Source organism: Devosia sp. GW821-FHT12F11, from assembly GCF_058806655.1.
In genome coordinates this window covers 221,416-236,116 of record NZ_JBXAPX010000002.1, presented here as the reverse complement: position 1 = coordinate 236,116, position 14,701 = coordinate 221,416, and the positions used below count along the sequence as shown (strand labels likewise).

Sequence of the window (14,701 nt, the reverse complement as noted above, 5' to 3'; positions counted from 1 at the left end):
ATTTGACAACTTGGCGTCGCTCACATCGCCTGCTAAATCCATTTAGCAACTAGAGGGGTTGAAAGCGATGGCTTTTTCACTGCCCGACCACTGGGTCTGGGATTTCTGGCTGGCCGACGACGGCGCGAATTATCATCTGTTCTACCTGCATGCGCCGCACGCGCTGGGAAATCCCGACCTGCGGCATCGCAACGCCCGCATCGGCCACGCCACCTCGACCGACCTCGTGCAGTGGCAGGACCATGGCCAGATCTTCGAGACCGGCCCGGCCGGCAGTTTTGACGACACTGCCACCTGGACCGGCAGCGTGGTGCGCGGTCCCGACGGGTTGTGGCGGCTCTACTATACCGGCTCGCGCTTCCTCTCGCCCACCAGCAATGCCAACGTCGAGACGGTCGGCATGGCGGTCTCCGAAGACCTGTTCAGCTGGCGGAAGCTCCCCGGCCCGATCAGCGGCGCCGACCCCAGCCACTACGAAACGCTCGGCACGTCGAGCTGGCCCGAGGAGGCCTGGCGCGACCCTTGGGTGTTCGCCGATACGGCCGGGCAGTGGCACATGTTGATCACCGCCCGCGCCAATCACGGCGCCGACATGGAGCGCGGGGTGATCGGGCACGCCGTCTCCGCGGACATGCAGAGCTGGCAGGCCCAGCCCCCGCTCAGCGCCATCGACGGCGGTTTCGCGCATCTCGAGGTGCCGCAGGTTGTCGAGGTCGAGGGTACGCTGCACCTGATATTCTGCTGCGACAGCCCCAGGCTCTCGGGCCGGCTGACCGGGCAGCAGGGAGGCGTGTGGTCGGTGGCCATCCCGGGCGTGCTCGGGCCCTATCCGGTCGAGCGGGCGAGTCTGCTGGTGCCCGAGGAACTCTATGCCGGGCGGGTCGCCACCGATCGCAACGGCCGGGCGGTACTGCTCGCCTTCAACAACGTGCAGTCGGGCGGCGTCTTCGCCGGCTCGATCTCCGATCCGCTGCCGATCAAGCTCGGCCGGGACGCCGACGGACTGCCGAGGCTCGAACTGGAGGCGCAGCCATGAACCCTCGGATTCAAGGGACGGTGGCGGCCGGGTACGAGCCGATCCGCAGCGTCTTCGAGGCCGCGTTCGACGGCGCGCCGAGCATGGGCGCGGCGCTTGCCATCCTGGTCGATGGCGAAGTGGTGGTGAAGCTGCATGGCGGTGTCGCCGACGAACGGGACGGGCGGCGCTGGGACGAGGGCACCGCTTCGGTAGTGTTCTCGTGCACCAAGGGCCTGATGTCGCTGCTGGTGGCGCGCCTCGTGGAAGCGGGGCGTCTCGACTACGACGCCCCGGTGGCGCGCTACTGGCCGGAATTTGCCGCCGCCGGCAAGGGCGCGGTGACGGTGGCCGAGGCGCTGAGCCATCGCGCCGGGCTCTCGGCCCCACGCGAGGATTTCGAACTCTCCGACATTCTCGATTGGGATGCCGCCACCTCCAAGCTGGCGTCGCAGGCGCCGCTCTGGCCGCCGGGCGAGGGCTATGCCTACCATGCGCTGACCCATGGCTGGCTGGCCGGCGAGCTGGTGCGGCGGGTGACGGGCCAATCGCCCGGCGCCTATTTCCGCGAGACAGTCGCGCCGCTCGGCGCCGAGGCCTGGATCGGCCTGCCGCCGTCGCGCGGCAATGTTGCGCACCTGCAGGTGGCGTCCGAACTCGCGGCGCTGTGGGAGATGGACGCCAGCAAGGCGGTGGCGGGCGAGGTCAACTGGCCGTACCGCGCCATGACCCTGGGGCGGGCGCTGCCGGCGGCGCTGGTCACCAGCGATGGCGGTTTCAACGATCGGCGCGTGCTGCAGGCCGAGATTCCCGGCGCCGGCGGCATTGCTACCGCCGAGGGCCTCGCGACCATCTGGTCGGCGGCGGTCACCCCGACGCGCGGTGTGCGGCTGGCGTCGGCGGAGGTGCTGCGGCGGGCGACCGCCACGGTGACCGAGGGCGCCCCGGTGTTTGCGGCCGAGCCGCCTTATCCGCGCTGGGGCATGGGGTTCCAGCTCGATTCCGAAGCGCGGCGGTTCCTCACCGCCGAAAGCTTCGGGCACGACGGGGCGGGTGGCCAGGTGGCCTTCGCCGACCCGCGGCACCGCGTCGGATTCGCCTTTGTCACCAACTGGATGCGTGGGCCGGGCGACACGCGCGGCACGGCACTGGTCGACGCGCTGCGCCAGCTGCTCGGAGCCTCTTGACGACAGACGTGAACCTCGTGCTAAATCCATTTAGCAAAAACAGAACGCCAGCTGAGCAAGGCGAATGCTGGACGCATCCTTGGAGGAGGAATGACCATGAAGCTGAAATCCGTAACTGTCGCGGGCCTTGCGGCGCTGACTGCCGCCGCGCTCACCGGCACCGCCATGGCGGCGCCGAGCTGCGGCGCCGACCCCGTGGTGATGAACGCCTATTTCGAGACCGGCTTCCCGCTGCCGAGCAAGCTGGCGGAGGAGTTCACCAAACAGTTCCCGAACGTGACCTTCGACATCAAGGAAGATCAGTTCGCCAACATGATGGAAAACTCGCCGCGCATCCTCTCCGAGGACAATGCGCCCGATCTGATCCGTCTACCCTCGATGAGCGACCTCGTCGCCAACGAGTTGCTGGCCAACCTCGATGGCTACTTCACCGAATTCGGCTGGGATAAGTTCCCGCCGAGCCAGCTGATCCAGCTGCGCGTCGAAGAGGGCGGGCGTCCGCGCGGCGCCGGCTCGCTGTGGGCCATGGGGCTCAACTATTCGATGACCGGCGTGTTCTACAACAAGGAGCTCGCCGCCAAGATCGGCATGATCGAGCCGCCCAGGACGCTGGCCGAACTCGACGCGCTTATGCAGAAGGCCAAGGATGCCGGCCTCGTGCCGATCATGCAGTTCAACAAGGGCACCGGTGGCCTCGCCTTCCCGCTGCAGGACCTGATGGGCTCTTATGGTCCGCCCGAGCCGATCAATGACTGGATCTTCCAGAAGGACGGCGCCACCATCAATACCGAGGCCAACCTCAAGGCGGCCGAGCACCTCGAGAACTGGGTGAAATCCGGCTATTTCGCCGCCGACACCAACGCCATCGAATACTTCCAGATGATGAGCCGCTTCACCGGCGGCGAAGGCCTGTTCATGTTCAACGGCGACTGGGAGTCGGGCAATCTCGACAAGAACTTCGCGGGCAAATTCGGCTTCTTCCTGATGCCGCCGGTCGAGGCGGGCGGGCGGCACGCTGCGATGTCGGCGCCGCTCACCTTCGGCATCGGTGCCAAGGCCGCGCACCAGGATTGCGCCGCCTTCTTCCTCAACTGGGTGGCGACCAACGAAACCGCCCGCAAGATCAACGTCGAAGTCGGCGGCTCCAACCCCGGCGGCCCGGCCGACCTGCCCATTCCGGCAGTGACGCCCGGCTCAGTCACCGAGGCGACGCTTGCCGCCGGCAACGTGGTGGCCACCGAGAACGGCGCGATGGACTTCATCGCCAACGCCACCGGCGCCATCTTCGCTGCCGGCTGGACGCCCGAGCTGCAGAAGCTGGTCGGCGGCGTGCAGACCGGCAAGGGGCTGATCGAAGCCGTGCAGGCCGAATACGAAAAAGAACTGTCGCGCTGACCTTGATCGACCGAGCCAACCAGATCGCCGGGACCGCTGCGGCAGCCCCGGCAAAACCGCGGCGCGGCAGCGGCGTCAGCCGGCGCACGGCCATCGTGGCGCTGCTGTTCGCGGCGCCAGCCTTCGTCATGTATGCGGCCTTCGTGCTGGTGCCGCTGGGCATGTCGGTGTTCTATTCGCTGCAGCGCTGGGACGGCATCGGCAAGATGCGGTTCGTCGGGCTCAACAACTACCTGATCGTCTTGACCGATGCCGACCTGCTGCAGGTGATCGGCAACGCTTTCCTCCTCGCCCTCTGGTTCACGCTGATCCCGGTGGTGCTGGGGCTGGCGGTCGCCGCGGCGATCCGCGAGCATCTGGGCGGGCCGTTCGGCACCGCCACCCGCACCATCCTGTTCCTGCCGCAGGTCATCCCGCTGGTTGCGGCCGGCATCGCCTGGAGCTGGATGTTCGCCAATACCGGGCTGGTCAACCAGGCGCTGCGAGGCATCGGGCTCGAGGCGCTGGCGCGCGGCTGGCTGGGGGATTTCACCTTCGCCCTGCCGGCGGTGGGCATTATCGGCGCCTGGGTGCTGCTGGGGCTCTGTACCATGCTGCTGGTCACCGGCATCACCAAGATCGACCCCAGCCTCTATGAGGCGGCCCGGCTCGACGGCGCCGGCCCCTGGGACGAGTTCATTTACATCACGCTGCCGGGGCTCAGGCAGGAGCTCGGCGTCTGCGTCACCGTCACGGTGATTGCGGCGCTGGCCAGCTTCGACATCGTCTACATCGCCACCGGCGGCGGGCCGGGCATCCAGACCACGGTGCCGGGGCTCGAAATCTACCGGCTCGCCTTCGCGCACCGGCAGGTGGGGCTCGCCTCGGCGCTCGCCATTTTCCTGATGGTGCTGGTGCTGGTCTGCGTGCTGCCGATCCAGTGGCTGACGAGGGTGCGGCGATGAAGGGCCTCGCTCTCGACGCGGCGCTGGCGCGTCTGCTCATCATCGTGCTGATGGTGCTGACGCTGCTGCCGTTCCTCTCGATGTTCAGCGCGGCGCTGGCGCCGTCGGGCAGCTACCCGCCGGGCCTCGCCTGGCCGGAGAATCCGCAATGGGTGAACTTCGCCAAGGCCTTCGAAGTGGCGAAGATGGATCAGCTGCTGTTCTCGAGCCTGTTGATCGTCATCGGCACGGTGCCGCTCAGCGTGCTGTTCGCCACCATGGCGGGTTATGGCCTCGCCAAGTTCGACAAGGGCCGCGGGCGCTGGTTCTACCTGGTGTTCGTGCTCGGGCTGACGCTGCCGTTCGAGGCGGTGATCACTCCGCTCTACTACGAGATCAAGGCGCTAGGGCTGCTCAACACCCGCTTCGCGATCATCCTGCCGTTGATCGGGCTTTACATGCCGTTCGGCGTCTACTGGATGCGCACGCATTTCGTGAACACGCCCAAGGAGCTGTCCGAGGCGGCTGAGATCGACGGAGCGAGCGAATGGAAGCAGTTCTGGCTGGTGCACGTGCCGCTGGCGCGACCGGCGATCATGTCGCTCGCCATCCTGCAGTTCCTCTGGACCTGGAACCAGTTCCTGCTGCCCGTTGTGCTGGTGCAGGATCCGTTGCAACGCACCATGGCGGGGGCGCTCGGCGCCTTCCAGGGGCAGTGGGGCACCGATATTCCGCTGCTCTGCGCCGGTGCGCTGCTGATCCTTGCGCCGACCATCGCGATCTTTCTGATCTTCCAGCGGCAGTTCGTGGCGGCGCTGTTGCAGGGGGCGGTGAAGGGCTGAGCGGGCGCCCGGCCGGCGCCCGCAATCCGGTCCGCTCAACCGTTGCGCGCGTTGTCGCTGTCGCCTTCGACCAGTTCCATCGGCCAGACCCGACGCACGATGCCCTGCGGATAGATGTCGGCATAGGCCGGCATCGAGGCGAGCAGCGATTCCCCCAAAGCAATCCCCAGGTCGCGCAGCGACACCCTGAAACAGGTGAGCGCCGGCGACAGAAACCGGGATAGCGGCGATTCCCGGAAGGCGATGACTGCCACGTCCTGGCCCGGGTTCAGCCCGGCGTCCCTGAGGCCCCGGTAGAAGCCGATCGCCATCAGCTCGTAGACCAGCAGGATGGCTGTCGGTCGCTGCGCCATGCCGATCAACTGATGCGCCGCCTGATATCCGCCCTGTTCCGACGACGAGGTGTAGATTACCAGGCTCTGCTCGAAGGCGATGCCGTGCCGGGCCAGGGCGTCCTTGTAGGCCTGCAGGAAAATGACGCCGAGATTGATATCGCTGCTCGGGACGGCAACGGCGATGCTGCGGTGGCCCTTGGCGACCAGCCGGTCCACAGCGCGGTTCGCCACCCCTTCGAAGTCGAGGTCGATCCAGGGATGGTCGCTCGGGGTGCCCGTCCGGCCGAGCGCGATGAACGGCACATGCGCCTTGTTCAGAAGCTCGACGCGGGGATCTTTTCGATGGGTCGCCGAAATGATCAACGCGTCGACCAGCCGCCGCGCGATCATGCGGCGCAGATACTGGGTGGGGTCTTCGTCGGTGGCGCAGGGGAGCACCACCAGGTCCAACTGGTGCCGGCTCAACACCGCCTGCACGCCGTCGAAGACGCCAAAAAAGAAGTTGTCCGGGTTCCCCGAGGTGTCGGCGCCGGACTCCATCATGAACCCGACGGCATTGGTCGTGCCCTGGCGCAACGTGCGTCCGGCCTGATTGGGCACATAGCCGAGTTCGGTTGCTGCATCGAGCACCCGACGGCGGGTTGCTTCATTGACGTCGGGACGTCCGTTCAAGGCACGGGAGACCGTGCCGATCGAGATGTTCAGATGTTCGGCAAGGCGGCGTATGCCCTTCATAATACTCGCTTTTCCCAGCGCGCCGGCGGGCGTCCGAAAACGTTTACGCAATTCTCTTGACACAGAAATGCCGGCGAATATAGCGTCGTAAACGTTTACGAAACCGTCATGCACGCCGAGACAAGGCGCCGAGGGTTTCCCTGGGGAGGGGCAAAAACGTGTCATTTCGTGCCGTTCTGGCCGGGTGCGGAGCTATGTCGAAAGGCTGGCTCAAGGCCATCGCCGAGACGCCGGCGCTCAGAGACCGCATCACCATTGTCGGCCTTAACGACATCAACCCCGATGCCGCGCATCGTCTCGCGGCCGAGTTCGGTCTCGGCAAGGCGGCGGTCGAAGGCGATCTCGAAGCTCTGCTCAACGGTACCCGGCCAGACCTGCTGTTCGATGTAGTGATCCCCGGCGCCCGGCATGACGTGGTCGCCACGGCGCTCGAACATGGCTGCCACGTGCTGTCGGAAAAACCGATGGCCGCCAGCCTCGGCGACGCCCGTGACCTCGTCGCCCGCGCCGCAAAGGCCGGCCGGATCCACGCGGTGGTGCAGAACCGCCGCTACATTGCCGGCGTTCGGCGCATTCGCCGGCTGATCGACAGCGGCGCCCTCGGCGAGCTGACGGCGCTGCACGCGGATTTCTTCATCGGCGCGCATTTCGGCGGCTTCCGCGACGCCATGCAGAACGTGCTGCTCCTCGACATGGCCATCCACACCTTCGATGCCGCCCGGTTCATGGCGGGCCGGGATGCGCGGGCCGTCTATTGCCTCGAAAGCAACCCACGCGGCTCGTGGTACCAGCACGGCGCCGCTGCCAACGCCATCTTCGAACTCGAGGGGGACGCGACCTTCACCTACCGTGGGTCGTGGGCCGCCGAGGGCGCCAACACCAGCTGGGAAAGCCAGTGGCGGATTATCGGCACCCGCGGCACGCTGCTCTGGGACGGTGCCGACCGGTTCGAGGCGCATGTGGTCGCCGGCGACGAGGGGTTCAACCGGCCACTGGCGGAGCTCGCCGTGCCGGAGCCGACCGATGACGGCCAGACCCACGGCCATGCCAGCGTCATCGCGGATTTCCTCCACGCCATCGAGACCGGAACGCCGCCGGAAACGGTCGGCAGCGACAACATCAACAGCCTCGCCATGGTGTTTGCCGCGATCGAGAGCGCCAAAACCCGCCAGCGTATTCTAATCGAGACCCCCAGATGAACGATCCCACCAAGACCATTCGCATCGGCACCATGGTCAGCGCTACGGCCGGCACCGCCGCGCCGCGCATCGCCGAGATCGCCGACCTCGGCTTCGAGAGCTTCGAGCCGTTCTTCTGGCAGACCACCAACGGACAGGACCTCGCTGAGCTCGGCAAGCGCTGCCTCGATGCCATCGGCAACCGCGACATCACCATCTCCACCCTCGGCATGTTCGGCAATCCGCTGGAAGACCAGGAGATGGACCGCCAGACGCTGGATGGATGGAAGGCCTGCATCGACAACGCCCATCACTTCGGCGCCACGACGGTTGCCGGCTTTACCGGCCGTATCAGGGGCAAGCCGCTGACTGACAGCCTGCCGCAATACAAGAAGGTCTGGTCCGAACTGGCGAAACGCGCCGCCGACAAGGGCGTCAGGATCGCCTTCGAAAACTGCGCCATGGATGGCAACTGGCAGACCGGCGACTGGAACATCGCCCACAATCCCGACGCCTGGGAGCTGATCTTCAACGAGACGCCGGACGACAATATCGGGCTCGAATGGGAGCCCTGCCACCAGCTGGTCTACCTGATCGATCCGCTGCCGCAGATCCGCAAGTGGGCGCACAAGTTCTTTCATGTCCACGGCAAGGACGCGACCGTCCGCTGGGACGTGATCAAGGAGCACGGCATCTTCGGCAAACAGAAGTTCGTGTTCATGCGCACGCCGGGCTTCGGCGACAGCAACTGGACCGACATCATCTCCGAGCTGCGGCTCGCCGGCTGGTCGGGCTCCATCGATATCGAGGGCTGGCACGACCCGGTCTATCGCAACGCGCTCGAAATGACCGGCCAGGTCCGGGCGCTCGAATACCTCAAGCAGGCTCGCGGCGGAGACTTCGTGAATCTGGCGGCGAACTACGAGGGCGGAGATCCCTCGCTTCGACGCGCCAGCTGATGAGTGGTGCCGGCGGGGGAGCCGGTACGCAACCCGTGCAAAGCACGAAAAGGGAGGACGTGACTATGACTAGGATTGCTCTGAAGGCACTGACGGCTGCCGCCTTTGCAACTGTCGGTATCGCCAGCCTGACCAGCGTCGCCATGGCCGAAACGCTGCGCGACAACTGGTGCAGCGACGTCAAGATCCGGTTCTTTACGGGTGGTGCCGAGGGAGATGCCTTTGCCTCGATCGTCTACAACGGCGCCGTCCAGGCGGCCAAGGATACGGGCGCGCAGGTCGACTACGTGTTTTCGGGCTGGAGCTCGGAAAAGATGATCCAGCAGCTGCGTGAGGCCATCGGCGCTGCTCCGAACGGCATCGCCATGATGGGTCACCCCGGCAACGCCGCGATCATGCCGCTGGCCGAGGAGGCGTCCGCCGCGGGCATCAAGATGATGTACCAGAACGTGCCCGTCGACGAGGTCACCGCCAAGTTCGGCGGCGGCTATGTCGGCGCGCAGCAGAAGCCACAGGGCAAGGCCCTGGGCGAGGAAGCCATCCGCCGCTTCGGCCTCAAGGCCGGCGACGTTGCCATCGTCATGAGCGATTGGTCGCAGATCGAGCGCGCCGAACGCGAACTGGGAACGCTCGAGGCCTTCGAGGCCGCCGGCCTCAAAGTGGTCAAGCTGCAGTCGCCGCAGGAGCTCGGCACCGACCCGAACACCGGCATTCCGGTGATCACTGCCGCCATCACCGCCAATCCGGACGTCAAGCTGATCGCCTATCCGGGCGGCCAGCCGCTCGGCAATGCTGCGACCTACATGCAGGCGGCCGGCAAGAACGCCGGCGACATCATCAATATCGGCTTCGACACCAGCCCGCAGATTGTCGAGGCGTTCAAGGATGGCTGGGTCCAGCTGACCTCCGACCAGCAGCCGTTCCTGCAGGGCTACATGCCGATCCTGTCGCTCTGCCAGCAGGTCGTCTACGGCCTCGGCGCGATCAATGTCGACACCGGCGCCGGCTTCGTCACGCCCGAAAACTACGGAGCTGTTGCGGACCTGGCCAAGGAAGGCCTTCGCTAACAGCACCCAGCGGCAGGGGGCCGGCTCCGGCCGGGCCCCGGCCTATCCATTTGCAGCGAGGGCATCGTGCAAAATCGCATCATCGAGCTCAAGGACATCAAGAAGTCCTATGGGCAGGTCTACGCCCTGGGCGGCGTCGACCTGCATGTCGACCAGGGCGAGGTCGTCGGCCTTGTCGGCGACAATGGCGCCGGCAAGTCTACGCTCATCAAGATCCTCGCCGGCGCGGTTCGGCCGACGACGGGCGACATTCTCGTCCGCGGCGAGCCGGTCTCGAACTGGAATGCCGCCCGCTCGCGCGAGGCGGGCATCGAGACGGTGTTCCAGGACCGAGCGCTGGCCGTGCAGCAGACCATCATCTGGAACATCTTCATGGGCCGCGAACTGGTGGGCCCGCTCGGCTTTCTCAAAGTCCGCAAGCAGCGCGAGGAGGCCGAGCGCCTGATGCGCGAGATCGGCTTCACCTCCAAGGTCTTCGGCCCGAGTTCGATCGTCGGCCAACTGTCCGGCGGCGAACGCCAGGGCGTGGCCATCGCCCGCGCCATGTACAACCAGAGCGACCTGATCATTCTCGATGAGCCGACCACGGCGCTCTCCCTCACCGAGACGGCCAAGGTTTTCCATTTCGTCCGGCAGGCGCGGGCGGCAGGGCGCTCGATCCTGTTCATCGGCCACAACATCCACCACGTGTTCGATATTTCCGATCGCTTCGTCGTGCTCGATCGCGGGCGCGTGGCGCTGCAGGCCACCAAAGCCGAACTCGGCTCGGCGGAAGCTCTGGTCCGCTTCATGGAGGAACTCGCCCATCCGGGCGGCGCCGGCGTTGCGTCCACAGGAGGGACAGTATGACCGATACAACCAACCATGACGGTCAGTCGCCGGCCAAGGCCCTCGATGCCGACAAGGTCCGTCGCGTTGCCGAAGGCAAGCACGCCGACCGCTCCAGGCTTCGCCGGTTCCTGCGCGACCATCGCCCCGCCGTCGGTTCGTTCGTCGTGCTGGTGGTGATGCTGGCCTGCTTCTTTGTCGGTAACCCGGAAGTGTTCTCGCAATGGAACATGTACCGCGCCGTGCTCATCGGCCTGCCGGTCGTACTCTTCGTCGTGGTACCGCTGGTCTATGTGGTGACCGTGGGCGAAATCGACCTGTCGTTTCCGGCGACCATCGGCATGGCAGGGTGGGTCTTCGCGCTGGTGGTCCAGGCGGGGTACGATCCGTTTCTCGGCATCATCGCGGCCGTGCTGACCGGCCTTGTCCTCGGGCTCTGCGTCGGCTGGCTGGTGGTCTATGCCAACCTCTCATCGCTCATTGCCACCCTGGGCATGAACTTCATGCTGCGCGGGCTGATCCAGATCAACACCGAGGGCAAGTCGATCGCCTTGGTGGGCCTGCCCAAGACCCTGACCTTCCAGATTTTCGGCGGCCAGTTCTTCGGCATTCCCGTGCAGGTGCTCTGGGCCCTGCTGTTCGTCGCGATCTGCTCGTTGATCTACAACAGGCACCGCTTCGGGGTGCATGTGCACATGGTCGGCGATAATCCCGACGCGGCGCAGCAGATGGGTATCAACGTCAAGCTGGTGCGGTTGAAGACCTTCGCCTTCGTCGGTCTTGGCGCAGCGCTGGCGGGCGTCGCCGCCGTCATGATCAACTACACCTGGTGGCCGACTTCCGGTGATGGCTATCTGCTACCAGCGCTGGCTTCCGTCTTCGTCGGCGGCACGGCGCCATGGGGCGGCATCGGCACGATCATCGGCAGCGCCATCGGCAGCTTCACGGTGTCCTTCATTCAATCGGGCGTGGTGGGCGCCGGTCTCTCCGGCTTCTATGTGCAATTCTTCTACGGGCTGATCATCATCCTGTCGCTGCTCGGGCACCGCTGGAACCAGGTCCGCTACCGCTAGCCGCTCAGGCACCGCTCCTGCCGGAGCGGTGCCCCTAGGCCCGAACAGCCCGCGCGTGCTAGAGGCGCTGCCCGTTGGCGTCGAACGCCAGCGCGGCGTCCGGCTCGATGCCGACGCTGATCGGGGTGCCGGTGGCGATGCGGGAGTGGCCCTTCTGCTGGATGGTCACCTTGGTCTCGCCGTCCCGGCCGACGGCGTAGACGTAGGAGACGCCGCCGAGCTGCTCGACCACCTGCGCCGTCGCGGTCAGCGCGGCCCCCTCGGGACCGGCCTCGGCAAAATGCTCGGGCCGCACACCGACGCTGATCTTTTGGCCGATACCGACGCCCTTGCCGCGGCAGCGGACCGAAAGGTCCGGCGCCTCGAAGGCGGTGAGCGAGGCGGTCACGCCATGATCGTTGACGCCGGTCACCGTCGCTTCGAGAAAATTCATGCGTGGCGAGCCGATGAAGCCGGCGACGAACAGGTTGTCGGGGTCGTCGTAGAGCTCGATGGGCGTGCCCTGCTGCTCGATCTTGCCGGCGCGCAGCACCACGATGCGGTCGGCCAGGGTCATCGCCTCGACCTGGTCATGCGTCACATAGACCATGGTGGCGCCCAGCTGCTGATGCAGCTTGGCGATCTCGATGCGCATCTGCACCCGCAGTTCCGCATCGAGGTTGGACAGCGGTTCGTCGAACAGGAAAGCTTTCGGCTGGCGCACGATGGCGCGACCGATGGCGACACGCTGGCGTTGACCTCCCGACAGTTGGCGCGGCTTACGATTGAGCAGGTCGTCGAGCTCGAGCACGCGTGCCGCGGCGGTCACACGTTCGGCGACCTGGTCTTTCGGCATGCCGCCCATGCGCAGCCCGAAGCCGAGATTTTGCTCGACCGTCATGTGTGGGTAGAGGGCGTAGGACTGGAACACCATGGCGACGCCGCGCTCGGACGGATCATAGTCGGTGACGTCCTCACCGCCGATCATCACCTTGCCCGATGAGGGATCCTCCAGCCCGGAAATGGTGCGCAACAGGGTGGATTTGCCGCAACCCGACGGGCCGACGAAGACGACGAACTCGCCATCGCCGATATCGAGGTCGACATTGTGGATCACCTGGATGGCGCCGAAGTTCTTGTTGATGCCGCGTAGCTGCAGTTCGGCCATTTGCTCCCCCTACTACCGTGCTGCCCAGAGCGCCCCGCGCTCGAACATGGTCGCCATCTGCGGCACCGCGAACTCGTCTGCCACGTGCCCCAGCGACGAGTAGAAAACCCGGCCCTTGCCGAAGCGTCGCTTCCAGGCGACCGGCATCACCACACCTTCGAGCTCATCGAACAGGTCGCCCTTGAAGGTAGTGGTGGCCAGCACTTCGTTGGAGGGGTCCACGTGCATGTAGTACTGCTCGGATCGGTAGGGGAAATCGGTGATCCCCTGCATGATAGGATCGTCCGGCCGGCTCACCTCAACCGTATAGTCGATGATATTGCCGGGATGGGCGACCCATTGCCCGCCAGTCATGAACTGGTAGTCCGGCTCGTTGCGGAAGCTGTCGCACATCAGCCCGTGAAACCCGGCGAGGCCGGTACCTGCCCGCACGCTGGCGAGGAGGTTGGTCAGCTCTTCCTTCTCGATCCGTGACATGGTGATGACCGGGACGATCAGGTCGTACTCGCCCAACCGCTCGTCGGCAAAGGCCTCGGTCGTGGAATCGATGGTGACCCCGAAGTCGTGCTTGCCCAGCAGCTCGGCGACGATATCTGCGGACCGTTCCGGGGTGTGCCCGTCCCATCCGCCCCAAACGATCAAGGCCTTCTTGCCCATGGAACTCTCCCTTATGCGGCCGTCCAAGGCGCGCTGTAGATGTCGCGCAGCATGAGGGCGGCCGCGCCGCGGGCCCACATCTGGTCGTCGAGTGTGTGAAAGATCAGCTCGGTCGCCGCCCAGTGGGCGGGAAAGCTGTTGGCGCTGAGGCTGTCGCGCAGGGCGGGCTCGAGCAGTTGCCCGTAGCGTGGCGTGTCGACGGCGATGATGATTTTCTCGGGGTTGATGAGGTTGACCACATGGCTCAACCCCAGACCGAGCTTTTCGGCGTGCACGGCGATGGTGCTCATGGCGGCCGGATCGCCGGCATCCGCCCTCTCCGCCAGGCCGGCCAGCAGCGCAGCGCCATTGCGCGCCGGCTCAGTGCGGCTGGCACCTGCCAGAGCTTCTTCCACCTCGGGGATGGTCAGGTAGGTATTCAGGCAATCGCTCTGCCCGCAGCTACACGGGCGGCCCTCGCTGCCCACCTTGGTATGGCCGAAGGCCGGCCCGAGCCCGCTCGCGCCACGGTGGATTTCGTCTTCGATCCACAGGCCCAGTCCAGCGGTGCGGTCGAGCGTCACCACGGCGAAGCTGCGGTCCTGCTGCGCGTAACCGAACCAGCTTTCGGCCAGCGCCACCAGGTGCGCCGACTTATCGATCTTGACCGGCATCCGCATGCGCGCTTCGAGCATTTGAGCCAGCGGCACTTCGCGTTCGCCGAACACCGGGCCGGCATGGCTGCGGCCGGAACGCGGGTCGACGATGCCGTGCACGCCGATGCCGATGCCCTTGATGCGGCTCACGTCGACGCCGCTGCTGGCGATGCAGTCGCGCAGGGCGTCTTCGATGAGGTCGGCAATAACCTCGGGCGCCTGCCGCGCCAGCCGGATCGGCAACTGCAGCACTGCAACCGTCTCGCCGCGAAAGTCGGCAATGGTCGCGGTCATCTGCGTTTCGGAGATCTTGACCCCGGCGACATAGGCGGCATCGGCCACGAGGCCCAGCAACACGCGGGGGCGGCCACGCTGGCTGTCATTGGTGGGGGCGGTGTGGATGGCCTCGATCAGCCCTTCCTCGATCAGCGCCGCGGTGATGGCCGACACCGTCGTGCCGCTCAGCAGCGTCCGCTCGGAGATTTCGACGCGAGAAATGCGGCCGAAACAGCGAATGGTCTCGAGGACGTGGTACTTGTTGATCTCCCGCATCAGCAGGGGATCGGCGATTTTTACGACCACGGTCTGTCTCCGGCGCGAGGCTCGAGACATTTGTGCGGCATCCGAAGAAATATCAAGCATGAACATGCCACCCAAGCTCGGTTCGATGTCCGTCGCTCGCCCCACGGCTTACAGAACGCCCTGAATCTCTAGCTATTTTCTGA

14 protein-coding genes are annotated in these 14,701 nt (G+C 65.8%); 10 read left to right on the top strand and 4 right to left on the bottom strand.

Annotation, left to right across the window (positions count from 1 at the left end):
* Positions 1 to 67 precede the first annotated feature (67 nt).
* The 5 genes from AC1ROK_RS06750 to AC1ROK_RS06730 all read left to right on the top strand — a co-directional run bounded on the left by AC1ROK_RS06750 (position 68) and on the right by AC1ROK_RS06730 (position 5,362).
* Entirely contained in the window at positions 68 to 1,036 is a 969-nt protein-coding gene (locus AC1ROK_RS06750; RefSeq protein WP_492845126.1) for a hypothetical protein, read from the top strand.
* A complete protein-coding gene (locus AC1ROK_RS06745; RefSeq protein WP_492845124.1) occupies positions 1,033 to 2,202 on the top strand; it encodes a serine hydrolase domain-containing protein in 1,170 nt (389 codons plus the stop codon). The genes AC1ROK_RS06750 and AC1ROK_RS06745 overlap by 4 nt, the downstream gene beginning before the upstream one ends.
* Before the next feature lie 96 nt (positions 2,203 to 2,298).
* Complete coding sequence (locus AC1ROK_RS06740; RefSeq protein ID WP_492845122.1) at positions 2,299 to 3,597, top strand: ABC transporter substrate-binding protein; 1,299 nt, start codon at positions 2,299 to 2,301, stop codon at positions 3,595 to 3,597.
* 2 nt (positions 3,598 to 3,599) lie between these two features.
* The gene (locus tag AC1ROK_RS06735) at positions 3,600 to 4,541 is read left to right on the top strand and encodes a carbohydrate ABC transporter permease (RefSeq protein WP_492845120.1); all 942 of its coding nucleotides are present in this window, start codon (positions 3,600 to 3,602) and stop codon (positions 4,539 to 4,541) included.
* On the top strand, positions 4,538 to 5,362 hold the full coding sequence (locus AC1ROK_RS06730; protein ID WP_492845118.1) for a carbohydrate ABC transporter permease: 825 nt from the start codon (positions 4,538 to 4,540) through the stop codon (positions 5,360 to 5,362). Before AC1ROK_RS06735 ends, AC1ROK_RS06730 begins: the two co-directional genes overlap by 4 nt.
* A 35-nt stretch (positions 5,363 to 5,397) precedes the next feature.
* Here the strand turns inward: AC1ROK_RS06730 and AC1ROK_RS06725 are convergent, their stop codons facing one another.
* The gene (locus AC1ROK_RS06725; RefSeq protein ID WP_492846355.1) at positions 5,398 to 6,432 is read right to left on the bottom strand and encodes a LacI family DNA-binding transcriptional regulator; all 1,035 of its coding nucleotides are present in this window, start codon (positions 6,430 to 6,432) and stop codon (positions 5,398 to 5,400) included.
* A gap of 158 nt (positions 6,433 to 6,590) precedes the next feature.
* Here AC1ROK_RS06725 and AC1ROK_RS06720 point away from each other — a divergent pair, with 158 nt between their 5' ends.
* The 5 genes from AC1ROK_RS06720 (at position 6,591) to AC1ROK_RS06700 (ending at position 11,537) form a co-directional block, all read left to right on the top strand.
* On the top strand, positions 6,591 to 7,631 hold the full coding sequence (locus AC1ROK_RS06720; RefSeq protein WP_492845116.1) for a Gfo/Idh/MocA family protein: 1,041 nt from the start codon (positions 6,591 to 6,593) through the stop codon (positions 7,629 to 7,631).
* On the top strand, positions 7,628 to 8,569 hold the full coding sequence (locus AC1ROK_RS06715) for a sugar phosphate isomerase/epimerase family protein (protein ID WP_492845114.1): 942 nt from the start codon (positions 7,628 to 7,630) through the stop codon (positions 8,567 to 8,569). Before AC1ROK_RS06720 ends, AC1ROK_RS06715 begins: the two co-directional genes overlap by 4 nt.
* A gap of 65 nt (positions 8,570 to 8,634) precedes the next feature.
* Entirely contained in the window at positions 8,635 to 9,636 is a 1,002-nt protein-coding gene (locus AC1ROK_RS06710; protein WP_492845112.1) for a substrate-binding domain-containing protein, read from the top strand.
* Between the two features lie 66 nt (positions 9,637 to 9,702).
* Positions 9,703 to 10,485, top strand: coding sequence for an ATP-binding cassette domain-containing protein (locus AC1ROK_RS06705; RefSeq protein ID WP_492845110.1), 783 nt, complete (start codon positions 9,703 to 9,705; stop codon positions 10,483 to 10,485).
* Positions 10,482 to 11,537, top strand: a complete 1,056-nt coding sequence (locus tag AC1ROK_RS06700) for an ABC transporter permease (protein WP_492845108.1) — start codon at positions 10,482 to 10,484, stop codon at positions 11,535 to 11,537. Before AC1ROK_RS06705 ends, AC1ROK_RS06700 begins: the two co-directional genes overlap by 4 nt.
* A gap of 58 nt (positions 11,538 to 11,595) precedes the next feature.
* Here AC1ROK_RS06700 and AC1ROK_RS06695 read toward each other — a convergent pair whose 3' ends face one another.
* From AC1ROK_RS06695 to AC1ROK_RS06685, 3 genes are read right to left on the bottom strand one after another with little or no spacing between them, the layout of a single operon-like run.
* On the bottom strand, positions 11,596 to 12,684 hold the full coding sequence (locus tag AC1ROK_RS06695) for an ABC transporter ATP-binding protein (RefSeq protein WP_492845106.1): 1,089 nt from the start codon (positions 12,682 to 12,684) through the stop codon (positions 11,596 to 11,598).
* A 12-nt stretch (positions 12,685 to 12,696) separates the two neighbouring features.
* Positions 12,697 to 13,341 carry a ThuA domain-containing protein gene (locus AC1ROK_RS06690; protein WP_492845104.1) on the bottom strand — a complete coding sequence of 215 codons (645 nt, stop codon included), beginning with the start codon at positions 13,339 to 13,341 and terminating at the stop codon, positions 12,697 to 12,699.
* 11 nt (positions 13,342 to 13,352) lie between these two features.
* Positions 13,353 to 14,558, bottom strand: coding sequence for an ROK family transcriptional regulator (locus AC1ROK_RS06685; RefSeq protein ID WP_492845102.1), 1,206 nt, complete (start codon positions 14,556 to 14,558; stop codon positions 13,353 to 13,355).
* Positions 14,559 to 14,701 lie beyond the last annotated feature (143 nt).